General features: G+C 67.1%; 25 protein-coding genes and 4 tRNA genes. 11 read left to right on the top strand and 18 right to left on the bottom strand.

Annotated elements, in window-relative coordinates:
• Positions 1–3: 3 nt before the first annotated feature.
• Positions 4–1,737: a serine/threonine-protein kinase gene (locus ACWDTF_RS08550; protein ID WP_355278279.1), complete on the bottom strand. Its 1,734-nt coding sequence runs from the start codon at positions 1,735–1,737 to the stop codon at positions 4–6.
• Between the two features lie 109 nt (positions 1,738–1,846).
• Between ACWDTF_RS08550 and ACWDTF_RS08545 the strand changes: the two genes are divergently transcribed.
• Entirely contained in the window at positions 1,847–3,001 is a 1,155-nt protein-coding gene (locus ACWDTF_RS08545) for a pyridoxal phosphate-dependent aminotransferase (protein ID WP_449754276.1), read from the top strand.
• Positions 3,002–3,005: 4 nt separating this feature from the next.
• On the opposite strand, the gene ACWDTF_RS08540 is transcribed toward ACWDTF_RS08545, so the two are convergent.
• Entirely contained in the window at positions 3,006–3,989 is a 984-nt protein-coding gene (locus ACWDTF_RS08540; RefSeq protein WP_240857713.1) for an LLM class F420-dependent oxidoreductase, read from the bottom strand.
• An 83-nt stretch (positions 3,990–4,072) separates the two neighbouring features.
• On the opposite strand from ACWDTF_RS08540, the gene ACWDTF_RS08535 reads away from it, so the two are divergent.
• The 5 genes from ACWDTF_RS08535 (at position 4,073) to ACWDTF_RS08515 (ending at position 9,188) form a co-directional block, all read left to right on the top strand.
• Positions 4,073–4,651, top strand: coding sequence for a TetR/AcrR family transcriptional regulator (locus ACWDTF_RS08535; protein ID WP_240857714.1), 579 nt, complete (start codon positions 4,073–4,075; stop codon positions 4,649–4,651).
• Complete coding sequence (locus ACWDTF_RS08530) at positions 4,648–6,165, top strand: flavin-containing monooxygenase (protein WP_449754275.1); 1,518 nt, start codon at positions 4,648–4,650, stop codon at positions 6,163–6,165. Before ACWDTF_RS08535 ends, ACWDTF_RS08530 begins: the two co-directional genes overlap by 4 nt.
• A complete protein-coding gene (locus ACWDTF_RS08525; RefSeq protein WP_449754274.1) occupies positions 6,162–7,865 on the top strand; it encodes an FAD-dependent oxidoreductase in 1,704 nt (567 codons plus the stop codon). The genes ACWDTF_RS08530 and ACWDTF_RS08525 overlap by 4 nt, the downstream gene beginning before the upstream one ends.
• A gap of 111 nt (positions 7,866–7,976) precedes the next feature.
• Positions 7,977–8,606, top strand: a complete 630-nt coding sequence (locus ACWDTF_RS08520) for an alpha-ketoglutarate-dependent dioxygenase AlkB (protein WP_240857717.1) — start codon at positions 7,977–7,979, stop codon at positions 8,604–8,606.
• Between the two features lie 69 nt (positions 8,607–8,675).
• Positions 8,676–9,188, top strand: a complete 513-nt coding sequence (locus tag ACWDTF_RS08515; RefSeq protein ID WP_240857718.1) for a hypothetical protein — start codon at positions 8,676–8,678, stop codon at positions 9,186–9,188.
• A gap of 518 nt (positions 9,189–9,706) precedes the next feature.
• On the opposite strand, the gene ACWDTF_RS08510 is transcribed toward ACWDTF_RS08515, so the two are convergent.
• From ACWDTF_RS08510 to ACWDTF_RS08470, 9 genes are all read right to left on the bottom strand, one after another.
• Entirely contained in the window at positions 9,707–10,585 is an 879-nt protein-coding gene (locus ACWDTF_RS08510) for an oxidoreductase (RefSeq protein WP_240857719.1), read from the bottom strand.
• 72 nt (positions 10,586–10,657) lie between these two features.
• A complete protein-coding gene (locus tag ACWDTF_RS08505) occupies positions 10,658–12,373 on the bottom strand; it encodes an adenylate/guanylate cyclase domain-containing protein (protein WP_355278294.1) in 1,716 nt (571 codons plus the stop codon).
• Positions 12,374–12,544: 171 nt separating this feature from the next.
• Positions 12,545–13,099, bottom strand: a complete 555-nt coding sequence (locus ACWDTF_RS08500; RefSeq protein WP_355278297.1) for a YceI family protein — start codon at positions 13,097–13,099, stop codon at positions 12,545–12,547.
• Between the two features lie 135 nt (positions 13,100–13,234).
• Complete coding sequence (locus ACWDTF_RS08495; protein ID WP_374246949.1) at positions 13,235–13,837, bottom strand: NUDIX hydrolase; 603 nt, start codon at positions 13,835–13,837, stop codon at positions 13,235–13,237.
• A gap of 31 nt (positions 13,838–13,868) precedes the next feature.
• Positions 13,869–14,969, bottom strand: coding sequence for a hypothetical protein (locus tag ACWDTF_RS08490; RefSeq protein ID WP_240857723.1), 1,101 nt, complete (start codon positions 14,967–14,969; stop codon positions 13,869–13,871).
• A gap of 5 nt (positions 14,970–14,974) precedes the next feature.
• Positions 14,975–15,796, bottom strand: a complete 822-nt coding sequence (gene ppk2 / locus ACWDTF_RS08485; protein WP_374246951.1) for a polyphosphate kinase 2 — start codon at positions 15,794–15,796, stop codon at positions 14,975–14,977.
• A 259-nt stretch (positions 15,797–16,055) separates the two neighbouring features.
• Positions 16,056–16,132: transfer RNA gene (locus ACWDTF_RS08480), tRNA-Phe, on the bottom strand.
• 30 nt (positions 16,133–16,162) lie between these two features.
• Positions 16,163–16,239, bottom strand: a tRNA-Asp gene (locus ACWDTF_RS08475).
• Positions 16,240–16,284: 45 nt separating this feature from the next.
• A tRNA-Glu gene (locus tag ACWDTF_RS08470) sits at positions 16,285–16,357 on the bottom strand.
• 196 nt (positions 16,358–16,553) lie between these two features.
• On the opposite strand from ACWDTF_RS08470, the gene ACWDTF_RS08465 reads away from it, so the two are divergent.
• Positions 16,554–16,626, top strand: a tRNA-Lys gene (locus ACWDTF_RS08465).
• Positions 16,627–16,633: 7 nt separating this feature from the next.
• Here ACWDTF_RS08465 and ACWDTF_RS08460 read toward each other — a convergent pair.
• Both ACWDTF_RS08460 and ACWDTF_RS08455 read right to left on the bottom strand, forming a co-directional pair.
• Positions 16,634–18,214, bottom strand: coding sequence for an aspartate:alanine exchanger family transporter (locus ACWDTF_RS08460; RefSeq protein WP_240860157.1), 1,581 nt, complete (start codon positions 18,212–18,214; stop codon positions 16,634–16,636).
• Positions 18,215–18,316: 102 nt separating this feature from the next.
• Entirely contained in the window at positions 18,317–19,120 is an 804-nt protein-coding gene (locus ACWDTF_RS08455; protein WP_240860182.1) for an alpha/beta fold hydrolase, read from the bottom strand.
• A gap of 187 nt (positions 19,121–19,307) precedes the next feature.
• On the opposite strand from ACWDTF_RS08455, the gene ACWDTF_RS08450 reads away from it, so the two are divergent.
• Positions 19,308–20,225 carry an alpha/beta fold hydrolase gene (locus tag ACWDTF_RS08450; protein ID WP_240860156.1) on the top strand — a complete coding sequence of 306 codons (918 nt, stop codon included), beginning with the start codon at positions 19,308–19,310 and terminating at the stop codon, positions 20,223–20,225.
• Positions 20,226–20,240: 15 nt separating this feature from the next.
• On the opposite strand, the gene ACWDTF_RS08445 is transcribed toward ACWDTF_RS08450, so the two are convergent.
• The 5 genes from ACWDTF_RS08445 to ACWDTF_RS08425 all read right to left on the bottom strand — a co-directional run bounded on the left by ACWDTF_RS08445 (position 20,241) and on the right by ACWDTF_RS08425 (position 23,470).
• Positions 20,241–21,173: a copper resistance D family protein gene (locus ACWDTF_RS08445; protein WP_449754273.1), complete on the bottom strand. Its 933-nt coding sequence runs from the start codon at positions 21,171–21,173 to the stop codon at positions 20,241–20,243.
• Positions 21,174–21,176: 3 nt separating this feature from the next.
• Entirely contained in the window at positions 21,177–21,731 is a 555-nt protein-coding gene (locus ACWDTF_RS08440; RefSeq protein WP_240860155.1) for a copper resistance CopC family protein, read from the bottom strand.
• Complete coding sequence (locus tag ACWDTF_RS08435) at positions 21,724–22,431, bottom strand: DUF1775 domain-containing protein (protein ID WP_433259419.1); 708 nt, start codon at positions 22,429–22,431, stop codon at positions 21,724–21,726. The genes ACWDTF_RS08440 and ACWDTF_RS08435 overlap by 8 nt, the downstream gene beginning before the upstream one ends.
• Before the next feature lie 34 nt (positions 22,432–22,465).
• Complete coding sequence (locus ACWDTF_RS08430; RefSeq protein WP_449754272.1) at positions 22,466–22,846, bottom strand: copper resistance CopC family protein; 381 nt, start codon at positions 22,844–22,846, stop codon at positions 22,466–22,468.
• A 102-nt stretch (positions 22,847–22,948) separates the two neighbouring features.
• Entirely contained in the window at positions 22,949–23,470 is a 522-nt protein-coding gene (locus ACWDTF_RS08425) for a YtxH domain-containing protein (RefSeq protein WP_449754271.1), read from the bottom strand.
• Positions 23,471–23,540: 70 nt separating this feature from the next.
• On the opposite strand from ACWDTF_RS08425, the gene ACWDTF_RS08420 reads away from it, so the two are divergent.
• Genes ACWDTF_RS08420 through ACWDTF_RS08410 form a run of 3 tightly spaced genes read left to right on the top strand, consistent with a single transcriptional unit; the run spans position 23,541 to position 26,716 of the window.
• Positions 23,541–24,383 (top strand): GNAT family N-acetyltransferase, encoded by an 843-nt coding sequence (locus tag ACWDTF_RS08420; RefSeq protein WP_449754270.1) that lies wholly within the window; start codon positions 23,541–23,543, stop codon positions 24,381–24,383.
• Entirely contained in the window at positions 24,380–25,501 is a 1,122-nt protein-coding gene (gene menC / locus ACWDTF_RS08415) for an o-succinylbenzoate synthase (protein ID WP_449754269.1), read from the top strand. The genes ACWDTF_RS08420 and menC overlap by 4 nt, the downstream gene beginning before the upstream one ends.
• Before the next feature lie 24 nt (positions 25,502–25,525).
• Positions 25,526–26,716 carry an alkaline phosphatase family protein gene (locus ACWDTF_RS08410; protein ID WP_433259417.1) on the top strand — a complete coding sequence of 397 codons (1,191 nt, stop codon included), beginning with the start codon at positions 25,526–25,528 and terminating at the stop codon, positions 26,714–26,716.
• Positions 26,717–26,746 lie beyond the last annotated feature (30 nt).

The raw sequence follows: 26,746 nt of genomic DNA, 5'->3' as shown, positions 1-26,746 counted from the left end.
GGATCACACCTCGGCGAGACAGTAACCGATCGATTGTGGCCGGGAGAAGGTCCACCGCGACTCTGCCGGTTCGCACGAGATCGATGCATCCGAACGCCGGGTCACCCTGGCCAATGTCGTGTTCGCGCCCGCCGGGCCGGAGCAGGAGACCTCCTGATAGTCCGCGAGCGAGCCGCCGTTCGTCGGCACCTGGTAGCACAGTGACTGAATGAAATTCGGTGTGAGGCAGAGCTTCTGATTCGACGACGGGAAAGTGATGATCGCGCTCTTGTCACTCGAACACGACGCACTCGACGCGATGACCTCGCCGGCGTAGAAGTTCAGGCCGGCCGAATCGCAATCGACCTTCGACGCGAGCACGGTGCCCGCCGACCCCGGCTGGGTGGCGATGGCGAGGCATTCGCCGGGCGTGATCTCGGACGGACCGGTGATCGGCTGTGGTGAGGAATCAGTCGTTCGGGTCGCCGGGTTTCCGTCGGGCACAACGGTGGTGCCGTCGCGCACCGTCGTGGCAGCAGTGCGGTCGGATGTCGTGTCGGCCTTGTCTGCGGCGTCGGAGATCGATTTGCCGACGTAGATGACGCCGGCGACGATCGCGATCAACAACACCACCGCGGCCACACTCAGGCCGATGAGGACGCCCGAGCCGCGTTCGGGTTGGGCCGGTATCGGCGCACTGAACGGCCCGCTCGGCGGCTGGGCCGCCATCGGCCCACTCGGCGGCGGCCCGCCCATCGGGTACGGATAGCCGGGGGTCGGCGGGGGTTGACCGGGCGGGGGACCACCTGGCCGTTGACCACCCATCGGCGCCTGCTGAGGTGGCGGCGGCGGGGGTTTGCGCAACGCCGGCGCCGGACGGTGCGGCGGGGGCGGAGGCAGCGTGCTGCTCGCCGCGGGCGAGGCCAGCGCCTTCTCGAGGGCCGACGCGAAAGCCCGACACGACTCGAACCGATCGGACGGCGACTTCGCGAGCGCGCGGTCGAGGACGTCGTCGACGGCGGGCGAGATCTCCGGGCGGGCGCTGCTCGCGTGCGGCGCCGAGCTGTTCAGGTGATGGGCGATGATCGACGCCGAGTTCGCACCCTGGAAGGGCGGACGCCCGGTGAGGAATTCGAACACGGTGGCCGCCAGCGAATACTGGTCGGACCGGCCGTCCACCGGGTCGCCGAGAAGCTGTTCGGGGGCGGCGTAGGCGACGGTGCCCAGGAACATGTTGGTCGAGGTGAGATTGCTGACGTCCTGCTGCGACTTCGCGATGCCGAAGTCGGCAAGCAGCACTCGAGGCTCGGGCCCCTCCGCGTCCTGCAGCAGGATGTTGGCAGGCTTGACGTCGCGGTGCAGCAGACCGGTGGCGTGGGCGCGGTCGAGGGCCGCCGCAACCGAACTCACCACCGCGATCACAGTCGACACCGGCAGCCCGCGCTGATGGCGGCGAAGCAACTTGAGGCCGTCGATCCCGTCGATGAACTCCATGGCGATCCACAGGTGACCGTCGTACTCGCCGGAGTTGAAGATCGTGACGATCGCCGGATGCACGACGCTCGACGCGAGTTCGGCCTCCCGCACAAACCGCTGCCGATACATAGGATCGCGGCTCAGCTCGCCGGGCAGCACCTTGAGCGCTTCGTTGCGGGGCAGGTGGGGATGGCGCGCCAGATAGATCTCGCCCATACCGCCGCGACCGATGAGCTTGATGATGGTGTAGCCGGCAAATTGTTCGCCCGGACTGCGCGGCATCCACTCTCCTCATCCGATCGACTCGCGAGATGTCCCAGTCTGTCATCCGAGGCCCGGAGGCCGCGATAGCGCGGGGATCCTCGAATGACAAGTATGACAGCCTGGGTCCATGGCAACCGTTGAACGCCTGCGACCCTTCGCCACCACCATCTTCGCCGAGATGTCGGCGCTGGCGGTCACCCACGACGCGGTCAATCTGGGTCAGGGCTTCCCCGACACCGACGGTCCGGCGTCGATGCTGGACGCCGCGAAAGCAGCCATCACCGGCGGCCGCAATCAGTACCCGCCGGGGATCGGAGTGCCCGAACTGCGCGCCGCGGTGTCGGCGCATCAGCGCTCCCACTACGGCCTCGACTACGACCCCGACGCCGAGGTTCTGGTGACGGTCGGGGCCACCGAGGCGATCGCGGGAGCCGTCGTCGGGCTCGTGGAACCCGGCCGTGAGGTCGTGATGATCGAGCCGTATTACGACGCCTACGCCGCGACCGTCGCCATGGCCGGCGGTGTTCGACGCACGGTGCCGCTGGTGGCCGACGGAGCCGGTTTTGTCCTCGACCGCGACCGTCTCGCCCACGCGTTCGGCCCGCAGACCGCGATGATCATCGTCAACTCACCGCACAACCCGACCGGGACCGTGCTGCACGACGACGACCTCGCCGAGATCGCCCGCCTCTGCATCGAGCACGACGTCATCGCGGTCACCGACGAGGTGTACGAGCATCTGCTCTTCGACGGTCGCACGCACACACCCCTCGCGACGCTGCCCGGGATGCGCGAGCGCACCCTGCGGATCTCCAGCGCGGCCAAGACATTCAACTGCACCGGATGGAAGGTCGGCTGGATCAGTGGCCCGCGCGAACTCGTGGCCGCCGCCCGGACCGCCAAGCAGTACATGTCCTACGTCGGTTCGGGACCGTTTCAGCCGGCGGTGGCCCATGCACTGGAACATGAGATGGACTGGGTGGCATCGTCGGCCGCTTCGTTGGCGAAGCAGCGCGATCTGCTGTCGGCGGCGTTGAGCGATGCCGGGTTCGGCGTCCACCGCAGCGAGGCAACGTACTTCGTCTGCGCCGACCCTCGACCACTCGGCTACTCCGACGGCGTCGAGCTGTGCCGCTCGCTCCCCGGACTGGTCGGAGTGGCCGCCGTGCCGGTCAGCGTCTTCGCCGACGACCGCGCACCCTGGCAGCACATGGTGCGCTTCGCGTTTGCCAAACGGGCCGACGTCATCGCGGAAGCGGCGGAGCGGTTGCGGAGGTTGTGAGCGCTCACCGCAGCGCCGGCATCACCTGCTGCTCGAACAACTCGACGTCGCCGCGGTCATAAGCGACGTTCGGGAAGTAGCAGATCGCATACGACATACCCTGTGCGGCAAGCGCGGTGAGGTTCTCGACCACCTGCTCCGGCGTCCCGACCCCCGGCATGCCACGGAAGGCGCCCATGGTGGCGGCAGCCATGTCGTCGCCGACGGTCTTGGCGTAGGTCGCCTGCAGGTCGTCGAGCTTGCGGTCGACCTCCGCCGCCGACTCGGCGAGGATCACGTTGTAGTTGGCCGAGCGGGTGATCGCGTCGAAGTCGCGGCCGATATCGGCACAATGCTGTTGCAGCACTTGCGATTTGTGCGCGAACCCATCGGGGGTGCCGTCGAAGTTGGTGTAGTCGGCGTGCTGAGCGGCGATCCGTAGCGTCTTGCGTTCGCCACCTCCGGCGATCCAGAGCGGGATGGAGCCGTTGGTCGGACGGGGCGCGCAGATCGCGTCGTCGACGGTGTAGTGCTTGCCCGCGAAGGTGGCCCGACCGTCCGCCCACGCCCGCCGCATGATCTGCACACCCTCGTCGAGCCGCCCGAGACGCTCACCCGCCGAAGGGAATCCGTATCCGTAGGCGCGCCACTCGTGCTCGTACCAGCCGCCGCCGATACCCATCTGGACACGGCCGCCGGAAATCAGATCGGCGGTCGCGGCGACCTTGGCGAGGTACATCGGATTGCGGTAGCTCATCGCGGTGCACATCTGCCCGATGTCGACACGGCTCGTCGTCGCCGCGAGTGCCGAGACCAGCGTCCACGCCTCGTGGGTCGCCTCGTCGGTCGGCAGCGGAACCGTGTGGAAGTGGTCGTAGACCCATACCGAGTCCCAGTCGTTCTTCTCGGCCGCGCCGGCGACCGACGACATCGTCTGCCATTGCGCGGACGGCTCGATGCCGACCAGATCCAGACGCCAACCCTGCGGAATGAACATGCCGAAACGCATGGGTTCCAACCTACGCCACCCGGAACGGACCGAACTTACAATCAGTCTGGACTGTTTGTAGATTTCTCGCTAGCATCACCACCGTGAGCGAGGAACCTGAACCACGACCACGGCGCAGCCAGGCCGAACGCAGCGCCGCGACGCGCGCGCTGGTGCTCGACGCGACGATCGAGTCCCTGGTCGAAGTTGGCTACGCGCGCACCACGACCCAGGAGGTCAACCGGCGTGCCGGGATCTCGCGCGGCGCGCTCCTGCACCATTTCCCCACCCGCGAATCGCTCGTCGTCGCGGCGGTCGCACACCTCGTCGAGGCCCGAATGACCGAACTGCTGTCCCGACCACGGACCGGTGACGAGGACATCGAGATCCTCCTCGAGGCGTTCAGCGGACCGCTCTTCGACGCGGCGCTCGAACTGTGGGTGGCCGCCCGCACCGAGCCGGTCCTGCGGGCCGCGATGGTCCCGCTGGAACAGAAGGTGTCCGACGCCATCGCCACCGGCGCGCTCGAACTCTTCGGCGATCTCTACACGCCCGAGCAGATCGCACTCAGCGCGGAGTTGGCCCGCGGCATCGCGGTGTCGTCGATCCTGCGCGGCCCGGCCGCCAACCGCGACTTCATCGCCCGACTGCTGCCCGTCTGGAAGGACCTCCTCAACCCATGAACGCTTTCAGTCGTCTCCCCGTGTACGTCGACGTGCTGGTCGTCGGCGTCGGCTTCGGCGGTCTCGCCGCCCTGCACAGTCTGCGACGCGACCATCCCGACCTGAGCGTCCTCGCCATCGAACGCGCCGCGACCGCCGGCGGCGTGTGGCGGGAGAACAACTATCCCGGCGCCGCGTGCGATGTTCCGACGTCGCTGTACTCGCTGTCCTTTGCCCCCAACCCCGACTGGTCGCACACCTACGGCGCTCAGCACGAGATATATCGCTACCTGCGCGACGTCGCGGAAGGATTCGCCGACGAGATCCGGTACAACTGCGCGCTTCTCGACGCCTCATGGAACGACACCGATCAGGAGTGGACCGCACAGACCGAGCACGGACCGATCCGCTGCCGCTTCCTCGTTGCCGCGCCGGGCGCGCTGTCGGAGCCGGGCATACCGAGCATCCCCGGTTCAGATGACTTCGGCGGCACGACCTTTCACAGCGCGCACTGGGACCATCGCCATCGTCTCGACGGCCGGCGGGTGGCGATCGTCGGCAGCGGCGCGTCGGCCATCCAGATCGTCCCGGAGATCGTCGACAAGGTGGAGCACCTGACCGTTCTCCAACGCACACCCGCCTGGGTGGTGCCGCGGCTCGACCGGTCCATAGGACTGCTCGAACGCGGACTCTACCGGCGTATTCCCGCCGCCCACCGCCTGATGCGGAAACTCGTCTGGGCCTACCGCGAATTCTACGTCCTGTTGATGGCGCGCCGCCCAAAGCTGTTGCCGATCGCCACGGCGATCGCGAAAGCCCAACTGCGCGTGCAGGTGCACGACCGCGAGTTGCGACGTCGACTCACGCCGTCCTACACCATCGGCTGCAAGCGGATGCTGCTCACCAACAAGTGGTTTCCCGCGCTGCAGCGGCCGAACGTCACCGTCACCGGCGCGCTCACCGGCCTCACGCCGGGCGGCGCCATCGACGACGCGGGCACCGAACACAAGGTCGACACGGTGATCTTCGCGACAGGCTTCACCCCGACCACTCCCCCGATCGCGTCGGCGATCCGAGGCCGCACCGGCGACACGCTCGCCGACACCTGGGCCGGATCTCCCCGGGCATATCGCGGTGTGTCCGTTCACGGATTTCCCAATCTGTTCTTCCTGTACGGCCCCAACACCAACCTCGGCCACAGCTCGATCGTGCTCATGCTCGAACCCCAGGCCGACTACGTCAGCACCACGATCGGCACCCTGCGACGCATGAACAAGACGACCGTCGAGGTCACGCAGGCCGCACAAGACCACTACAACGCCCACCTCGACCTGGAGCTCGATGGCACCGTGTGGAATTCGGGCGGATGCTCGAGCTGGTACCTCGACGACACCGGTCACAACTCGGTGATGTGGCCGAACTACACCAGCACCTACCGGCGGCTCATGGCCACTTTCGAACCCGCCGATCACATCCTGCGCAGCGAGTCGCGTCCGATGGCCGATCCCGTCGACGACGTGGAAGTCGTTCGGTGACAACCACTCCACGGCACTTCGACGTGGTCGTCGTCGGCTCCGGTTTCGGCGGTTCGGTAGCGGCACTTCGCCTCACCGAGAAGGGCTATCGCGTCGGCGTGATCGAGTCCGGGCGGCGTTTTGCCGACGACGAACTACCGAAGACGAGTTGGCGGCTGCGCGACTATGTCTGGGCGCCGGCGCTCGGCTTGTTCGGTGTGCAGCGCATGCACCTGCTGCGGGACGTGCTGGTGATGGCCGGCGCGGGCGTCGGCGGCGGTTCGCTGAACTATGCCAACACGCTCTACCGTCCGTTGCCGGCGTTCTTCGACGACCCGCACTGGGGTGCCATCACCGACTGGGCCACCGAACTCGACCCCTACTACGACCAGGCGTCGCGCATGCTCGGCGTCACCACCAACCCGCACGTCACCCCGGCCGACGAGGTGATGCGCCGCGTCGCCGACGAGATGGGCGCGGGCGACACCTTTGTGCCGACGCCGGTGGGCGTGTTCTTCGGGACACCCGGCCAATCGGTCGCCGACCCGTTCTTCGGTGGCGCGGGCCCCGACCGCACCGGCTGCACCGAATGCGGCGCCTGCATGACCGGCTGCCGGGTCGGCGCCAAGAACACGCTGGTGAAGAACTATCTGCACCTCGCGGAGGCCGCGGGCGCCGAGATCATCGACATGACAACGGTTCACGCCATCACCCCCGAGGGCAGCGGCGGATACGTACTCGACGCCCATCGCAGCGGCCGACGCCGAACCCGCCACACTTTCACCGCCGACCACGTGGTTCTCGCGGCCGGTACGTACGGGACCAACAAGTTGCTGCTCGACATGCAGCGCGGGGGACGGCTACCCAGGCTGTCGTCGCGGCTCGGCCGAGTGGTCCGGACGAATTCCGAGGCCGTCCTCGCCGCCAGTGCGCGCAGCGTCGGCGACGTCGACTACAGCCACGGCGTCGCGATCACGTCGTCGTTCCACCCGAACGACCACACGCATATCGAGCCAGTGCGATATGGCAAGGGCAGCAACCTCATCGGGCTCTTGCAAGCGGTTCTGGTGGACGGCGGTGGACGCATCCCGCGCCTCCTCAAGGCGATCATCGTCATGCTCACGCATCCGTTGACCACCGCCCGCAGCCTGTCGGTGCGCCGGTGGTCCGAACGCACGATCATCGCGCTGGTGATGCAGACGGTCGACAACTCGATCGAATTGACCTCGCGCCGAGGCAGATTCGGGCCGATCCTGCGCAGCCGGCCGGGCGCCGGAGATCCGCCACCGCGCTGGATACCGGAGGGACACACGGCCGTCCGGGCGGTGGCCCGCGAGATCGACGGCGATCCCGGCGGCTCCGTCGTCGACCTGCTGAACATCCCGATGACCGCCCACTTCCTCGGCGGATGCTCGATCGGCACCAGCGCCGACGATGGTGTGGTCGACGCCTACCATCGCGTGTTCGGGCATCCGGGACTGCACGTCGTCGACGGTTCGACGGTGTCGGCGAACCTGGGCGTCAACCCGTCGCTCACCATCACCGCCCAGGCCGAACGCGCCCTCGCGATGTGGCCCAATGCCGGCGAACTGGATCGGCGTCCACCCCTCGGCAGCGTCTACTCGCCGATCGAGCCGACGCAGCCGCTGCACCCGACGGTTCCGACCCACGCGCCCGGGGCGCTGCGGCTGCCAATCACGCCCGTACGTCAGCGAGCGTGACCCGATTTCCACCGACGCGCGCTGTCCACCACTGGTTGATCTCGACAGGTCCCCTCCTCTCCCTGACGTGCGTTATCGCACAATTGTTCGAGCGTGCGGTAAGCTCGCGCCATGACCGCCGGCATGCAGACGTCGCTGTTCGACGCCGATGAGTCGGCGCCGACCCTGAGAGAACTGCACGGCGCCACACGCCGACGACACCTGTCCGACGGCGCCTGGGTGGACTTACGGCCGGGCTGGGTGGGGTCGTCGGTGCCGCTGTTCGACGCCCTGCACGAGTACGTGCCGTGGCGGGCCGAACGTCGCCGCATGTACGACCGCGTCGTCGACGTGCCGAGGCTCGTCGCGACCTTCCAGGCCGATCAACCCCTGCCCGAGCCGCTGCTCAGCGAGGCCCGGCAGGCGCTCAGCGCCCACTACCGCGACGAGTTACCCGAGGGATTCGCCACCGCCGGGCTGTGTCTCTACCGGGACGGGTCCGACTCGGTGGCCTGGCACGGCGATCGGTTCGGCCGTGGCGCGACGCACGACACCATGGTCGCGATCCTGTCACTCGGTGCGCCGCGAGTCCTCGCGCTGCGGCCACGGACGGGCGGTGCGTCGCTGCGATTCACGTTGTCGTCGGGCGATCTGCTGGTGATGGGCGGCAGCTGCCAGCGGACCTGGGAACATGCAGTTCCCAAGGCTCGCGGAGCCGGCCCGCGGATCAGTGTTCAGTTCCGTCCGCCCGGTGTGTGGTGAACCGAACTGCGGCCGACGTCGACGCGCATGCTTTAATCGAATCGTTATAAACCGACCTGAGAGAGTTCGATGAAGCGCACGTACCTGACTTCGATCACCGCCGCCATGCTTGCCGCATCCGCCATCACCGTCGCCGCCGGATCATCGTCGGCCGACCCGTTCGGCAGCGCGTCAGGAAGCCTGGATTCCGGCAGTGCTGCTCTCGGCTCCTCGAGCAAAAAGCCGCAGCACTACGGCAAGCTGGGTCGTCCCGACGCCCCGAACGGCGTCAAGTCGATCAACGTGTGGGTCTACACGCCCAACAAGACTCCCGAGATCAGCCCGAGCGTGTACCCGCGCAACACCCGCATCGGCGTGAAGTGGAACTCGACCATCGACGCCGGCAATGTCATCGACGGCAACGAGTGCAAGATGTCCGTCGTGCTGTCGGGCCCGAAGATCCCCAAGAAGGCCGCCGTCACCAAAACCGCCGACTGTACGGCGGTGAAGTCGTACCAACTGAAGACCGCGGGCGACTACAAGATCACCGTCACCGACGGCGTCTCGGGTGCGTCGAACTCGATCAAGTTCACGCTGCAGTAAGGGGACCGGAGCGAAACTCGCACTCACAACAGTGCGCGGTGGAGCGCTCTTCGGATCTGCGACCCACCCGCCGACGTTGTCAGCGATCGTAGAGGCGGGAAGAGCGCGATCTCGTCGCAGTAACCGCATTCTTGGCCAGATACCGCCAGCGTGATCGGAAACCGCTGGTGCGCACCGGGTTTCTCACCAGACACGCGGTTTCTGGATCGCGACACGCCGACCATGCGTCTCGGCGGCGGCCTCGGAAACCGTCTCGCCGCACGCGGACGCTTCCCGCTCAAGGGGTGCTCGCGACTATCGATCGGCGCGTTCCGCGGAACGCGCCGCACGCTCGCGGCACCCGCGGAAAGTAGGGGAAGAAAACTCGTCCCCTACCCTTGGAGTTTTCCCCTAGGAATTTCTAGGGGACGACTGTGAACCCCGGGGAAGAAGTTCTTCCCCTATTTTCAGGGACAGAGCACTGCGGCGTTTGCCCAGGTCAGAGCGTCGGTCACCGAACTCTTCGGATCAGCCAGGCCTCAGATCTCGAACGTCACCCCGGTGAGCTTCTCCGACAGCGACCACAGGCCGTAGCGGAAGGCGACGTCGTCGGCCTTCTTGTTGTAGCGCGACCGCCCGGGAGGGCCCTGGAGTCCGAAATACTTTTTCGGGCCGAAGAACTCGCCGGACTTCACGTCGGGAACGGTTGCGGCATAGAGGGTCGGCAACGCGCCGTCGGCCGCCGATTGCGCGATCGGCAATTTGTTACCCAAGCGCGCCAAACGATCGCTGAAGGTCTCCGTGCGACCCTGCAATTCGGTTGCGGCGTAACCCGGATGGGCGATGAGTGACTTCACCGGCGAGCCGCTCGCCGACAGCCGCGCGGCCAGTTCCTTGCCGAACATAAGGTTGGCCATCTTGGAGTCGCCGTAGGCCTGCCAACGCTTGTAGCGCCGCTTCTCCCAGTTGAGATCACCGAGGTCGATGCGGCCGATCTGGTGGGCACCTGACGACAAGGTGACGACGCGATCGGCGATCTTGGGCAACACCAGGCCGGTGAGCGCGAAATGCCCGAGATGGTTTGTGCCGATCTGCATTTCGAAGCCATCGGCGGTCCGACTCAGCGGCACAGCCATGAGGCCGGCGTTGTTGACGAGGACGTCCGCGCCGTCGAAGGCGTCGGCGAACGCGCGCACGGATTTCAGATCGGCGAGGTCGAGTTGGGCGACGGTGGCCTTGGACCCCAACTCGGCTGCGACCACGTCGGCCTTGGCGGTGTTGCGGCAGGCCAGGATCACCTCGGCACCCGCGCGGACCAAGGCCTTCGCGGTCTGCGCACCCAGCCCGCTGTTGGCGCCGGTGACCACAAACTTGCGTCCCGTCTGATCCTCGATGTCCGCACTCGCCCAGTCACTCACGTGCAATCCTCCCGGTTGTGGTGTTTCCCACGCTGTTGACGAGACCGCGCCGCGTCAACGACGCAACCTGCGTCACCAGCCGATCATGTTGAGCGGCAATCGCAATGGGTTGGTGCCGACCAGTCGTCGGGCCGGTTTCAACAGCCCGGAGAACAGGCCGGCCGACGGCGTGCGCGCCACCACCTCGACCGGCGCGAAGCATTCGGTGGGTTCGGTCCGGCCGCGCACCACACGTGTGCCGAGCAACTGCCACTGCTGCGCTTCGGCGCCCGCCGTGTGCACCGCCGCACCGCTGGCCAGTACCGAGATACGACCGGTCTTCGCCATGTCGGCGAGCCGGGCGCACTCGTTGACCGGGTCGCCGATCACGGTGTACTCGTAGCGCTGCTCGGCGCCGATGTTCCCGGCGAACGCCTCGCCGTAGGACACCCCGATCCCCCAGCCGATGTCGAGGTTCTCGGCGAGACGGTCGGTGAGGTCGCGCGCCGCCGCGAGTGCCGCGGCCGCCGGATTGCTGATGTCGACGGGAGCACCGAACACAGCAAGTGCGGCATCACCCTCGAACTTGTTGACGAAACCCGAATGTTGGTCGACGACGTCGGCGACGATTCCGAAGAACGAGTTGAGCAGGCGGGCGGTGTCGTCGGGTCCCCGCTCGGCCGCGATCGCCGTGGAGCCGACGATGTCCACGAAGAGCACTCCCACGTACGCCTTGGTGCCGTGCAATCCGAGTCCGCGTTCCATCGCGAGTTCGGCGACCGTGCCGCCGACGTGCCGTGCGAAGATCTCGCGCATCCGGTCCCGCTCCTCGAGACCGTCCACCATCTCGTTGAAACCATGTTGCAGCACACCGAGTTCCGACGAGTCGTACACCGGGACCCGCGCGTTGAGGTCGCCGCGATCGACACGTTCCACGGCCCGGCGCATCTCGGTCAGCGGATCGGTGATGGCCTTGCCGACCAAGAAGATCACGCGCGCACCGGCCAGCAGTCCGACGATGGCCAGCACCACCGTCGTCCAGTCGACCGCCCCTTGCACGTCGGGCAGCATTCCGGTCCAGCGTCCGACATTCACGACCAGCAGCCCGACCATCGGGACCGCCGAACTGACCGCCCACACCGCCAGCATCCGGCCGCGAACACCGTGCAAGACGTGGATGGCGGGGAAATCGTGGAGCGCGGCAACCGACATCGGACGCGCGGCACGCTCGGCGAACAGATACGTGAGGCAACCGCTGGAACAGCCGGCCATCGTGAATGCCACCGCCACCCCGGACAACGTCTTGACGGTGAGGTCGTCGGCCGCAAGCGCGTAACAGATCACCGCCGCGCTCCACGCGACCATCGTGCCGAAGACCTGATGACGTGGAATGCGCTGCACCGCCCGACGCCGATCATGGTCGGCCGGTGCGCAGCTGATGAACCACTGCAACTGCGGGCGCAACACTGCCACGCCGAGCACCACGTTGATGACCATGCCGACCACCACGGCGAAGATCACCGCGGGGAAATTGGGTGCCCCGAGCGTGGTTTCGAAGGTCAGTTGCCCGCCGTTGTAGGCGAGTTGCACAAGCAGGAAGGTCTCGAGGCCGATCAGAGCGTTGCTGCCCACGATCGCCAACACCGCCACCACCACGGCATAGCGTGCGATTCGCGTGCGCATGACCGGCCCGATGCGCGCCCAGCCTCGTGGCGTCGACACCTTGTCGAGACCCCAGGCGAGGGAGGCACGACGACGACGCAGACGCGTCCAGAACCCACGAGCGCGTCTCCCGCGCGTTCGTGTCATCGCTGCTCCTACCTTTCACTGGTAGTCGCAGCGTACCGAGCGCGATGCAGATCAGACAGCGCCATACGGCCCAAGACGACGAGGCCGGCTCCGCGGGGATGTTCGCGGTGCCGGCCTCGTACTCATCGGCGATGTCGACAGGTCATGCCGACAAAGCCGAGCCAGGTGGGATCAGGCGGCGGGCTGGCCTGCCTCGATCTCCAGGGTGATGGTGACCTTGTCACCGACGACAACGCCGCCACCCTCGAGCGGCATCTCGATGTCGATGCCGAAGTCCTTGCGGTTGATGACGGTCTTGGCCTCGAAGCCCGCGACCGGGCCCTGTCCCATGCCGGGGTTCACGCCGTTGAACTCGAGTTCGAGCTCGACCGGCTTGGTGACGCCCTTGAGGGTGAAGTCGCCGGTCAGGACGTAATCATCGCCCTTGGGAGCAACGCCGGTGGACACGAAGGTCGCCGTCGGGAACTTCTCCGCGTCGAAGAAGTCGGCCGAACGGATGTGGCCGTCGCGCTGGTCGTTGCCGGTGCTGATGGAGGTGACGTCGATCTCGGCCTGCACCGACGGGGTGCCGTCCTCGGCGACGGTGATGGTGCCGCTGAAGGTGCCGAACTTGCCGCGGACCTTGCTCACCATGAGGTGCTTCACAGAGAAGCCGACGGTGGAGTGGACAGGGTCGATCGTCCAGGTGCCGGCTGCGATCGGAGCGGTGACGGTTGCTGCAGTCATTGTGGTTCTCCTTGAGGTCTGTCAGGTCTGTGGACCGTCTCGGCCCATCACCACTCTAAACGGACCGCGGTCCGATTCGATTCCAGGTCCGTGAAAAGAGTTGATGTGATCCGCACCACAGTCGGCGTTGCGCGCCTATGACCAGGCGAAAACGGGTTGTTCGAAACCATCGACGCGAGTGTGGCGCTCCCGCAGGACCACCTCGGCGAACTGATAGATGACCGCGGCGGTCGGCGCATGAACCAGTGCCCCGACTATCGGCAGCTGAATCACCGGCCGCGGCGACTGCGGAATCGTCAAGAAACGCGGTTCGACGCCGAGTTCGTCGAACGTCACGAAGAAGATCTGGGCCACCTCGTCCGGGTTGGGCACCGGTTCGAACGCGTCGTCGGCCCAGCAGACGATCGGCGTCATCACGAAACCCGACCGCGTCCGGTAGTCGTCGAGCAAGCCGATCACCGACGACGCGTCGAGCTCGATGCCCAGTTCCTCGTGCAACTCCCGCAACCCGGCGGTGATCGCGTCCTCACCGGGATCGAGCCGGCCGCCGGGCAGGGCGTACTGCGCGGCATGGCGTCGCATGGTGGCGGGTCGCTTCATCAGCCAGATGCCCTGCGCACCATCCCGTTCGGCGATGACCACCGCAACCGCGGCCGGCCGGGTGTCGGCGGCAGGAGCGGGTCGGCGTTCGAAGCCAGCCATGCGAGCGGTCACTTGGGCACGGTCGAGGTGGTCCATTCCTTCAGTTGATCACGTGCTGGTCGGTGCGTCACATGTGCACGTTGTCGTGGTCGCCGGCCGCGGTGACAACCTGCGCCTGCGACAGGTGATAGGCGATCACACTCAGCGCGAACAGACCCAGCGCCAGGTTCGCCAGCGCGCCGAAACCCTCGAGCGCGAAGTCGACGAGCGCATTGGACAACGTGAACACCAGTGCACCGAGCCGCAGGGAGCGCAGCGGCCACAGCGTTGCGCCACGTCGGCGTGCGATCATCGCGGGCAGCGTCAGTGCGAGAGTGATCACGCCACTGATCAGCAGAATCCACGTCGCGATGTGACTACGGCTCAATTCGAGGTAGATGTCCACGTCGCCCCGTCGACCCTCGTGGAAGTAGAAGCTCAACGTGCCGGCGACGACCGTGACCGCCGACAGGAACGCCAGCCCCCAGCCGACGATCGAGACCCAGCGCGGACTCCGCAGGAACCCGGGCACCAGCCGGATCGCTCGATCGCGCCACTGCATCAACCGGTCCGGGGTGTCGGCGCTCGACGCGAGCACGCCCCGGATGTTCGCGACCAGCGCGGGATCGCCCCCACGATCTTCGGCAAAGCTCAGCAGTTCGGTCGCCTGTTCGCGTCGTCGGGCCGGAAGTCCGTGCGCCACACCGTCGGCCGCGATCGACGCCGCGTTGGCGAGCGCCTCGGCCGTGGTGGGTTTGCGGACATCGCGCACGATCCGGCTGATCAGCAGGATGAGCACGACGAGGATGTACATGATCTCGGCCGACGGGCCGTAGAAGTAGTCGTTGTCCCGGGTGACGAACTTGCCCACCTCGTCGAGGAACAGTCCGAATCCGATGCCGCCCATGATCACCGCGACCACACGTGGCACTGCACCGAGGAACAACCACCCGGTGATCAGCGCGAGCATCATGAGCGCGCCGCCCCACAGCGCGTGGGCTATGTGCAGATTGCCGCCGCCGACCTGGGGATATCCCGTCAACGCGAGGTAGGCGCGGGTCACCAGGATGGTCGTGATGGCGACGATGAGGAACCACTCGACCGCCACCGCACCGTAGGCGCTGCGCACCAGGACAGCGGTCGGACGAACCGGCGCGACCCGACCGGTTGCGGGCGTGGGTGGCGTCATGGCGATCAGTAGGGCGTCGGGATTCGACGGAGCTCGAGATCGGGACTCTGATACTTCCCGGTTTTGCGTTTCGGCAGTTCGATGTCGGGCTTCGCGAGCGGCGTGTAGGGAATCTGCCCGAGCAGGTGCGTGATCACGTTGAGACGACCCCGCTTCTTGTCGTCGGTGTTGACCACATACCAAGGCGCCCAACCGGTGTCGGTGAAACGGAACATGTCGTCGCGCGCCCGCGAGTAGTCGTCCCAGTGGGTGTAGGACTTGAGGTCCATGGGCGACAGCTTCCAATACTTGCGAGGGTCGTCGATGCGGCTCTGCAACCGGAGGGTCTGCTGGTCCTCACTCACCTCGAGCCAGTACTTGAGGAGGATGACACCGGAGGCGACCACAGCTCGCTCGAATGCTGGTGCGTCGGTGAGGAATTGCTGCGTCTGCTCCGGCGTGCAGAACCCCATCACCTTCTCCACCCCCGCCCGGTTGTACCAACTGCGGTCGAAGATGACGACCTCACCGCCGGCGGGCAGGTGCTTGACGTAGCGCTGGATGTACATCTGCGACTTCTCGCGGTCGGTCGGCGCGGGTAACGCGACCACCCGGAAGACCCGTGGGCTCACCCGCTGGGTGAGGGCCTTGATGACGCCGCCCTTGCCTGCCGTGTCGCGGCCCTCGAAGACGATGCACACCTTGGCGCCCGTCGATCGCACCCACTCCTGCAGCGCAACGAGTTCCGCGTGCAGCTTCTTGAGCTCCGGCAGATACTCCTTGTTCTTCATGGGACCCGGAACTCCGGGTTCGTCGTCGTGGCTCTTGTCGCTCTTCTTCTTGCCCACTGCGAATCCTCACCATTGCGAATCGTCTCTGCCGGATTCCGTGAACTTTACGACGTCGCCGTCGACCGGCGCGGGACTGTGGCCGTGTCGTCACCTGACCGATCCGTGAGCTTGGTTTCTCGATCACCACACAACGCGTGTTGTTCGGATTCGCCTCATGTATCCCGCGGTGCAGCGGCCGGGCCTGGATACCGCACTCCGTCAACCGGCCCGGCGGAGACCCAGAAACGACAAAACCACCTGTTACCAGGTGGTTTTGTGGTGGCCAGGGCCGGGATCGAACCGGCGACCTTCCGCTTTTCAGGCGGACGCTCGTACCAACTGAGCTACCTGGCCGGACGGTGCCGGTGGAAATACCGAAACCATTGGCGACCCTGACGGGACTCGAACCCGCGACCTCCGCCGTGACAGGGCGGCGCGCTAACCAACTGCGCCACAGGGCCTTGTTCTGTTGTGTTACCCACCAACCCGCAAGGGGAGGGCAAGCGTACCCCCTACGGGATTCGAACCCGCGCTACCGCCTTGAAAGGGCGGCGTCCTAGGCCGCTAGACGAAGGGGGCCGGTGTTCTCCGTTGGGAGCCGACTCAGCTTAGGACACGGCGTCGTGAATACACAAATCGTTAGGTCACGGCCCAAAACGGTCACTTCGATGAGGTTGCCATCGCGCTCGCTTTCCGAGTGCCATGGCAACCTCATCGTCGTGCAGGGTGAGTCGGAAGTGTCACTCTCGTCGCGCTACACTCGTCAGCGCAACAAGCCCCTTTAGCTCAGTTGGTAGAGCTACGGACTTTTAATCCGCAGGTCCTCGGTTCGAGCCCGAGAGGGGGCACCGACGGTCAGAAGTAGACGACCATAAGCTGGGCCAGGAAGACCTTGACGATCATGCTCACGGGGAACAGCACGGCGTAGCCCACGGCGACCCGTTGATCGGGCACCCGTGCCATGGCAAACGCGTACGGCGCCGGATTCAGCTGAGAACCGGTGAGCCCGCCCAGCGAACGTGCCGTCCCGAATCGCAGTAGATAACGCAGCCCGACGAGGCAGATCAGCGCATGCGCGGCGGAGATGCAGAATCCGAGTACGACGAGCTGCAGACCGCTGTCGCCGAGGGCGTCGACGAGACCGGCGCCGGAACCGATACCCACCGCGGCAAGAAAGATCAGCAACGAGAACTGGTTGAGCGTATTGGTGACGTTGCCGGGCAGGGTCCAGACGATCGGCCCGGTCCGGCCGATCGCTCCCAGAACCACCCCGATGATGAGTGGAGCCGTGGCAGTGCCGAGGATCAACGTGCCCCCGCCGGGCATCGGGATCTCGACGAAGGCCAGCACCAGCCCGATGGTCAGACCGAGACCCAGGCCGATCGCGTTGATGTCGCCAGCGCCGCGTTCGGAGTCGCCGAGTTCTTTCGTGATCTCAGCCAGGCGGTCACGCGGTGCGGTCACACGCAGACGGTCGCCACTCTGCAGGATCAGGTCTGGAGTCGCCACAAGATCGATGTCGCCACGACGCACGCGGCTGACAACTGCGTCGAACCGTTCCTCCATCCGTAGCTCGTGCAGTTGGCGACCGACCATGGTCCGGTTCGACAATGTGACACGTCGAAAGTCGATCGAACTGCGGTCGAACCACGGCTCGCGGTCCGCGAGACGGCCGAGATCGTCGACGACACGGGCGATCTCGTCTTCGCGCGCAGTGATGGTGAGCAGATCACCGTCGGCTATGGGTTCGGCGTCGTGCGCTACGACGGTGCGTCCGTCGTGCGTCAGCCTCGACACCACGGCTTCATATCGCGCGGACAAGCCGGCGACGGTGAGGCCCGGATCGCCCACCACCTCGAGGGTCCGCACGAGGATCGGGTACACCTTCTCGCGATCCTCGCGGTTCGGCCTGCTCCGGCCGACACTGATCAGCCAGGCACACGACAGAATCGTCAGGAGAACAGTGATCGGATAGGCCACCGCGTAGCCGATCGCCGGTTCCGCCGGAATGGCTCCACCGTCAGCGAGTTGTTCTTGCACGGCGCCCAGCGCTGCGGTGGCGGTTCCGGCCCCGGAGAACGCGCCGGCGATCGTCCCGATGTCGAAGCCGAGCAGATTGCCGACACCCAGCGCGGTCCCCGCCATCGCAAAGATCGCGACAACCGAGACCAGCACAGGTTTCCATCCGGTCCTGATCGCGTTGACGAATGCGGGACCCGCGGCAATGCCCACCATGTAGCAGAAGACGCACAGCGAGATGCTGGTGATGATCTGCGGAACTTCGATGTCGCCGTCGATCGCCGTCAGCGCAAGCCCGACGAACAGTGCGCCTGCCGGCCCGAACGACACCGGACCAAACGGAATCCGACCCAGCAGACTTCCGACCCCGACCGCGAAAAACAAAGCAAGAAGCGGGCTTTCGACGAACCAGTGCACCGTTGCTCCTGACGTGGAACTGTGTCGATCCAGGTAGGGCAATCCTATGGCGCGGCGACGCGAGACGTCACGTCATTCACCGACTGATCCGCATTTTTCGCCTCACCCGGCGGGCTGACGCTCCCCCACCGTCACCGCGTCGACCGCCTCGACGAACGGCGGGATGAACCATTCCGCGCCGAGGACGCAGCAGGCGTGTCCGCCGTCGACCTCCAAACGTTGCGCACCGCGGATGCCGTCGACGAGCAGTTGCTGACGCTCCGGCTCGACCACCTTGTCGCGGGTGGACACCACCACCGCGGTGGGCACGTCGATCTCACCGAGCCAGTCGCGCGAATCGAAGCGGCCCAGGCCGTCACCGAAGTCACCCATGTGCGAGAGCGGGGTCGAGAAGAACTGCCGCATCGCCCACACCGAGGTGTGCGACGTCGTCTTGTTCAGACTCTTCTCCGACGGCCGCGGCAGGCGCCGGTAGATCGGGGCGAGAAACCGGCCCGTCCGCTGTGCGCGTTCACGGTGTTCGGGATCGTGGGTGCTGAAATACGGTCCGGTGGAACACAATACGAGCCCCGACACCCGACTCGGGTGTCGACGCCACACCAGCTGGGCGATTCCGCCGCCCATCGAGAAGCCTGCTGCGGTGAACTTGTCGATGCCCAGTACGTCGGCCAGGGCGACGACGTCGTCGGCACAGTCCTCGAGATCGAAGCCGGGTGACGTGATCCCGCGACCATGCCAGCGATGGTCGAGGGTGATCACGCGATAGCGCTTGTTCAGCGCAGGAATCGAGGGGTACCAGCACAGCAGCCCGGTGGTGAGCACCGAGTGCAACAGGAACACCGCGGGCGCGTCACGCGGACCGGAGTCGGTCACAAAGGTCCGGCCACGACCCGGCAACTCGACCATCTCGCCGGGCGGCAGATCACGCGCCGGATACGGCTTGAGTAGGTGATTGAAGGCACGCGCAACGCTCGAGAAAATGGCAGGACTCACCGCATCGACGGTACGCGCAGGGAGCCACGCCCGCGCGGGTCCGCGAGACAAAACCGACCACCCGTCCCGCCTGTGATCTAGCTCATGCGATGCTGGAGTGATGATGGACATCGCTCGTCCGAAGATCGAGGGCTCGATCGCCGTCGGCGAGAACAGACGACGCATCGGATTCGCCGAGTTCGGGTCGGCCTCGGGCCGGCCGGTCGTGTGGCTGCACGGCACACCCGGGGCACGTCGTCAGATCCCGACCGAGGCCCGCGAGTACGCTGCCACGCACGGCATCCGGCTGATCGGCCTGGACCGTCCCGGCGTCGGATCGTCGACTCCGCACCGCTACGTGAACGTCGCCGAGTTCGCCGACGATTTCGCCACCGTCGTCGACGCCCTGGGCATCGAGGAATTCGCGGTCATCGGCCTCTCCGGCGGCGGCCCGTACGCGCTGGCCGTGTCGCATGCGATGCCGGAGCGGGTGGTCGCGGCGGGCATCCTCGGCGGTGTCGCACCCACTGTGGGCCCCGACGCCATCGGCGGCGGCGCGATGCGGATCGGCACGCTGCTGGCACCCGCGGTGCGGGTCGCGGGCGCACCGATCGGACAGGTGCTGAGCGCCATCCTCGGCGTCGCACGCCCGATCGCCGACCCCGCGATCAGCATCTACGGTCGCCTCTCCCCGCAAGCCGACCGAGAGATCCTGGCCCGCCCTGAGTTCCGGGCGATGTTCCTCGACGACCTGCTGCACGGCGGGAGCCGACGCATGGAGGCGCCGTTCGCCGATGTGGTTGTGTTCGCCCGGGATTGGGGGTTCCGCGTCGGCGACGTGAACGTCCCGGTCCGCTGGTGGCACGGCGACCACGACCACATCATCCCGTACTTCCACGGCGAACACATGGTGAACCTGCTGCCCGACGCCAAACTGTTCGAGCTGGCCGGGGAAAGCCACATCAGCACGCTGCACATGGCCACCGACATCCTCGAGGAACTCGGCGCCATCTGGGATCAGCCGCGCGCGATCCGCTGAATCGAAGCGCGGCAGTCAGTTCGGCGACGTCGCCGACAACCCCGCCGCCAGGCCGAGCACCACGGCCATGACCAGCATCTCGACGACGCCCGATCGGATCGACGCGGCCTCGGTCCTCCGATGCCGCTGGGCCGCGGGCACCCAGCGGGTGCGATGCCACCAAGCGATGCCGAGCAGCACGCAGAGGCCGACGCTCTTGGCCAGGAGCACCCGGCCGTAGCCGGTGGTGACGAGTTCGGTCACCCCACCGACTTCGACGAGGCCGGCAACCACGCCGGTCACCGCGACCACGCCGACCGCCCACGGGGCCCGCTGCGAGAACGCGGGAAGTGTTGTGGCCCAGCCCGATCGGCCGCGCACCGACAGCACCATCGCGGCCAGGCTCCCGCACCACCACGCCGCGCCGATCGCGTGGGCGCCCACCACGACGGGACCCCAGGCATGCACCGACGCGTGCCCCGAGATCGCCATGGTGAGGACGCCGATCGCGGCGAGTGCCGCGACCACGGCCACGGGAACCGTCGAGGTGGTCAACAGATCCGCCACCACCCACACCAGCACCAGCACGGCCGCCGCTCCGGCGATGAGTTCGGGCGCACCGCCGATGAGCACGTCACCGAACTGGCCGAGATCGACGTCGGCCGGCTCGACCCCCGACACGTCCGCGGCACGCAGCCACGCCGCGAACAGCACCGCCATCAACCAGATTGCGGCGAGAACACCGATCGTCCGCGTCGACGGTTCGGCTCCGATCGTGGGCAACGCTCCGAGTCCGACGAGCATCACCGCCGCGCCGAGCGCGACCGTCGTCGGAATCGCCACGGCGCCCGGACCGATCGGCTGGGTCAGCACCCAACAGAGCGCGAGCCCGGCCAGCATCACGGGCAGCCCGGCCACGACCATGAGGTCACGTGACCGGGCTGCCGCGAAACCGGAACCAGAGGGCATCGATCAGGCCGACGAGCCCGACGACCGTCGGTTCAGCCAGAACACGACGCCCAACCCGACGACGAGCAGGACGCCGACGCCGATCAGCAGCGCCACCACCGGGAATCCGCCGCCGTCGCCGCCGGAGGAGGTGTCGGCGACCGGTCCCGGAGTGCCGTTTCCGGCGACGGTCATCTCGAAGCTCCGCGAACCCTCGACCGGATGGCCGTCGGCGGAGGTGACCCGGTAGTTCACCGTGTACTTCCCCGCCGGACCGAGTTCGCCGACCACCACGCTGATCTGCGGGCCCCGCACCACCGGATCACCCTTCTGCCAGTAGTGCCCGTCCGGGCCGACCACGTTGAGCACAGCGAATGAGCGTTGCAGACCCTCGTTGAAGGTCAGCGTCACGGCCGCCGGTGCGCGGTCGAGCTTGGCGCCGTCGGCCGGGTCCATCGACTCCAGCTTGGAATGCGCCGACGCCACGGGCGCGGTGAGGGTCCCGACAACGCCGAAGCCCAACACGCCCAGACACAACGCCAGCAGGGTCACCAGCGACGGGATCCGCCGATCACGCATCGTCGGAGCCACCTGACTTCTTGCCCCGACGGCTCAACGCTGCGACGCCGACGACCGCGCCGATCGCACCCAGCAGCAGTCCGACGCCGCCCAGCCAGCGCGCGGCGGTGTCGGAGGTCGACGAATCGGACTGGGCGTCGGCCTGATCGTTCGCGCCGTGCGCCCCGCCGTGATGGTCACCGTTGCTCGGCGCCAGGGTGAGGGTCGGAGCGGGGTGTTCCGGTTCGGAGCCGTCCGCGTTCTCCGGCTGCGACCAGTCGACGGTCACGCCGTTCGCGTAGGTCTGCACCGCGGGCAACGCGACGGTTTCCTGCTCGGGGAACGGGCCGCCCTGGATGCGGAATTCCTCGAACTGTCCGACCGGGATGCCCTGGCCGGGATCGGCCGTCCAGACCACGGCGGTGACCTCTTCGGTCGCCGGGTCCTTGATGATCTGCGACTTCCAGCCCGGCATCGGCTCGGTGCGCACACCGGCGAGGTTGGGCACCGACACCCGCAGCGAGACCGTCGGGACGTCTTCCTCGTTGGGTACGACGAAATTGACGATGCCGTAGCCGCCCTGGGTGACGGTCGCCGAGTTCGCGGTGACGTGCGCAGACGCCGCGCCGGCCCCGGTCAACGACGCCACACCGACGACTGCGGCCGCAGCCACCGGAACCAGGATGCGCCGGAGGTGGGCGCGAGATGTGTTGTTCAGCAAGGTGTTCACTCTCTTTCGATCACGACTGTGTGGTTCAGGCGACGCGGTAGTTCAGCACGCCCGGCGACGGATGCCCGTCGGCCGCGAGGAAGAAGAACCGGACCTGATAGCGGCCCTTACCGGCACGCGGGTTGACCGCCTGGGTCACCGTGGTTCCGCGGACCACGGGCGCACCCGTCTGCCACGCGCGACCGTGTTCGTCGACGACGGAGACCGTGGCGTTCGCGCGCTGCAACGGCGAGTTGAAGGTGATGGTGATCTGGGCAGGCGCCGATGTCAGCGTCGCCCCGTTGGCCGGGTTCGATGTCTTCACCGTCGAATGTGCGGAGGCGTTCGGCGCGTACACCGCACCGAGCAGTGCGGTGGCGGCCGCGATCACGATGGCTACGACGGACCAGCGAACGATGGATTTCATGATGTTTCGGGTTCCTCTCGGGAATGCGCACGCCATCGTCAGGGCGCACGACATGGGTGTGGGCCACCCGCCGACGTCGCGGCGCGGTGGTTGACGCGTGGTTCAGGCCGTGACCGGCGGCCCACGCACACCCGGCCCACCGAGGACCGGTCCCGAGGAAACGAGCGGCTCGACCCACCGCATCCGCGGCTGCGCAGGTGTGCGCAGGACAGGCGGTGGCGTCATGGATCGGATGGTTGAGGTGACTACGTCGGCCAGTGTCGCGGCCAGTACGAGGAGAACGGCACTGACCGGGATCGCGATCGCGTGCATCACGAGCATCCCGGGCCCGCCCGCCTGGTGCATTGCGTGCCCGGCGTCGCCGACCGCGAGCGCCCAGTGGCAGGCGACCTGGGCGAAGCTCAGCAGCAGCGTCGTCGTGACCATCGCCGCAGTCCGGGTCCGACGGGGTGAGTGGGCCACACATCCGAGCAGTCCCCCGATGGCGACGCTGACGAGCAGGCCCGCAGCACCGGGAATCCCGCCACCGGCGACACCGTGCGCAGCCACCGCCACCGCGGGTACGACGGCACCGACCGCGACGCGCGTCAACGCGTCGGACGGTCGCTGCGACGCCGGATGCATGAGGGCATCGTATGCGGCGCGCTCCCCCAACTGGCCCACCGGGCCACGCACACGATGGAACAATGGGCACATGCCGCACGCATCCCCCGGCGTCGAGATCCGAGAACTCTCCTCTCCCGACGAACTCGAAGACCTGGCCCGGGTGTTCGACGACGTGTGGCGGCCCGACCCGGCGAACCGCCCGGTGAGCACCGATATGCTGCGCGCGTTGTCGCATTCGGGCAACTACGTGACGGGCGCATTCATCGGCGACCACCTCGCCGGCGGCAGCGTCGCCTTCTTCGCGGCACCGGTCGGGCAGACGTTGCACAGTCACATCACCGGCGTCTCGCGACGCGGCCGTGGCCACCACGTCGGGTATGCGCTCAAGATGCACCAACGACGATGGGCGCTGCATCGCGGGCTGAGCACCATCACGTGGACCTTCGATCCACTCGTCGCGCGCAACGCCTACTTCAACATCACCAAACTCGGTGCTGAGCCCTGCCACTACTACGAGGACTTCTACGGCGACATCGGCGACGAACTCGGCGGCGACGACGACTCCGACCGCGTGCTCGCATCCTGGGACCTGCGCGCCGACGACGAGCCAGCTGCAGAGGCGAATTCGGCCGAGGAACTCGTGGCAAGCGGAGCGGTGCTCGGCATCGACATCGAATCCGGTCGTCCAGAGGCGCGGACCGACCGATTCGATCCAGCCACGACGATCGTGGTGCCCGTCCCACGAGACATCGAGGCGATGCGGCACAGTCATCCGGTAGATGCCGCCCGCTGGCGTATCGCACTGCGCGAGGCTCTGAGTCCCCTTCTCGTCGAAGGCCATTCGCGCCGGTCGGTCGACTTCCTGCGATCCGGCCACTACGTGCTCGGTGCAGCCGGTTCTGGTGCGGCACCCGGATCAGAGAACCCATGAAGCTGACCGGGATCGAACTCCTGCGGGTCGAACTGCCGCTGGTCACGCCGTTCCGCACCTCGTTCGGAATCGAGCACTCCCGCAACGCACTTCTCGTTCGCGCGGTCACCGATGTCGGCGAAGGCTGGGGCGAGTGCGTCAGCATCGACGAGCCGAGTTTCTCGTCGGAGTACACCGACGGCGCGATCGACGTGTTGCGGCGCTTCCTGATCCCACCACTCATGGGAACCGACGTCACCGCCATCGAGGTTGCTCCGCGGATCGCGGCCATCAAGGGCCACCGGATGGCGAAGGCAGCGTTGGAAACCGCCATCCTCGACGCCGAGTTGCGATCCACCGCAACTTCACTGGCGAGCCGTCTGGGCGGCATCGCCTCCTCGGTACCGGTGGGAGTCTCGGTGGGCATCCGCGACACCCTGCCCGAACTGCTCGACGAGGTATCCGGCTACATCGAAGACGGTTACCGGCGAATCAAACTCAAGATCGAACCGGGCTGGGACCTCGTTCCGGTCCGCGCGGTGCGCGACCACTTCGGACCCGACCTGATGCTGCAGGTCGACGCAAACACCGCGTACACGCCGGTCGATCTGCGCCACCTGGTGAAGTTGGACGACTTCGGCCTGACACTCATCGAGCAACCCTTCGACGAGGAGGACATGCGCAGTCACATTCGCCTGCGGGCGATGTCGTCGACGCCGATCTGCCTCGACGAATCGGTGGTCTCGGCACGAGCCGCCGCGGACGCCATCATCATGGGCGCCTGCGACATCGTCAACATCAAACCCGGACGCGTCGGCGGCTATCTCGAAGCCGCGCGAATCCACGATGTCTGTGCGGCGCACGGGATTCCGGTGTGGTGCGGCGGCATGGTGGAGACCGGCATCGGCCGGGCCGCGAACCTGGCGCTGGCCGCCATGCCGGGTTTTGTTCTGCCCGGCGACATCTCGGCGTCGGACCGCTACTTCGATCACGACATCACCGAACCGTTTGTCGTCGACTCCGGATCGGCGATGCGGGTTCCGACCGGCCCCGGCATCGGCGTCGACCCACTTCCCGACGCACTCGCCGCAGCCACCACGTGGCGCGAGTGGATTCCGGCGACGGATTCGGCAGGCTGAAACACTGTGCCACCCAAACACTCCCTGCCCGACGAGGTCGGTCCGCGCGACCTGACGCCGGACCGCTGGTCGGAGTTTCCGCACACACTCGCCGACGTCATGCCGGCGGCGGGTGCCGCGCTCGGCGCGTGGGCCACAACCGACGTCACGGTCCCGACCGCACACACCGTGGTGTTGTTCCTCGTCGACGGACTCGGGGCGACCCTGCTCGACGAACACGCCGACGCCGCGCCCCATCTCGCGTCGTTGCGGGGACCGGCACTGCGCGCGGGCTTTCCGGCCACCACAGCGACCAGCATCACCAGCCTCACCAGCGGAACGTCCTGTGGCGTACACGGAATCGTCGGCTACTCGTTCCGGCCCGACGACGATTGCCGGGCACGCGGGTCGCGTCGGGTGCTCAATGCACTGCGGTGGTCGCTCGACAACGCGGACGGGCCGTCGGCATTGGTCACTTACCCACCGGCGCTGGTGAAGCCGCACGCCACCCTGCTCGACAACCTCGACGACGACGGCATCGCGATCACCTACGTGATGCCGGGTGAGTTCCGCGGAACCGGGCTCACCCAACTCGCCTTTCCCGCACCCGGACGCTATATTCCCGCGGTCACATCCGACGGAATTCGGGCCGCGGTCACCGCGACACTGCGTCGCAGATCTCGCCGTCGGCGCTTTGTGTACGTTTACTTCAGCGAACTCGACACCGCGGGACATCTCCACGGCCCGGGATCGCCGCAGTGGCTGGCGAAGCTGCGTCTCGTCGACACGCTCGTGGCCGACCTCGCCGACGCCCTTCCGCCCGACGCCACGCTCCTCGTGACCGGCGACCACGGCATGGTCACCGCGGGTACCGCCGTCGACATCGACACCACGCCCGCACTACTCGCCGGCACCGACGCGGTGGCCGGCGAGGCGCGGGTGCGCCACGCCTACGCGAGTTCTGCCGCCGCGACCGATGTGTCGGATGCGTGGTCGTCGACGCTGCACGGCCTGGCCCGCGTCGCCACCCGCGAGCAGGCGGTCGAGGAGGGCTGGTTCGGCCCGGAGGTGGGGCGCCGCATCGCCGACCGCCTCGGCGATGTCATCGCTGTCGCGACCGGCGACACCGTCCTCGTCCGCAGTCGCAACGAACCACTCGAGTCCCGGCTGCTCGGCCACCATGGCGCGTGGTCGTCGGCCGAACAGCTTGTGCCGCTGCTGATCGCGACGGGTTGACTCGACGCGTTGGGTGATCGCCACCGCGAC

The sequence above is a fragment of the Gordonia sp. NPDC003422 genome (assembly GCF_053588675.1).
Note: the sequence above shows the minus strand (reverse complement) of the source record. Positions and strands in the feature narration are given on the sequence as shown.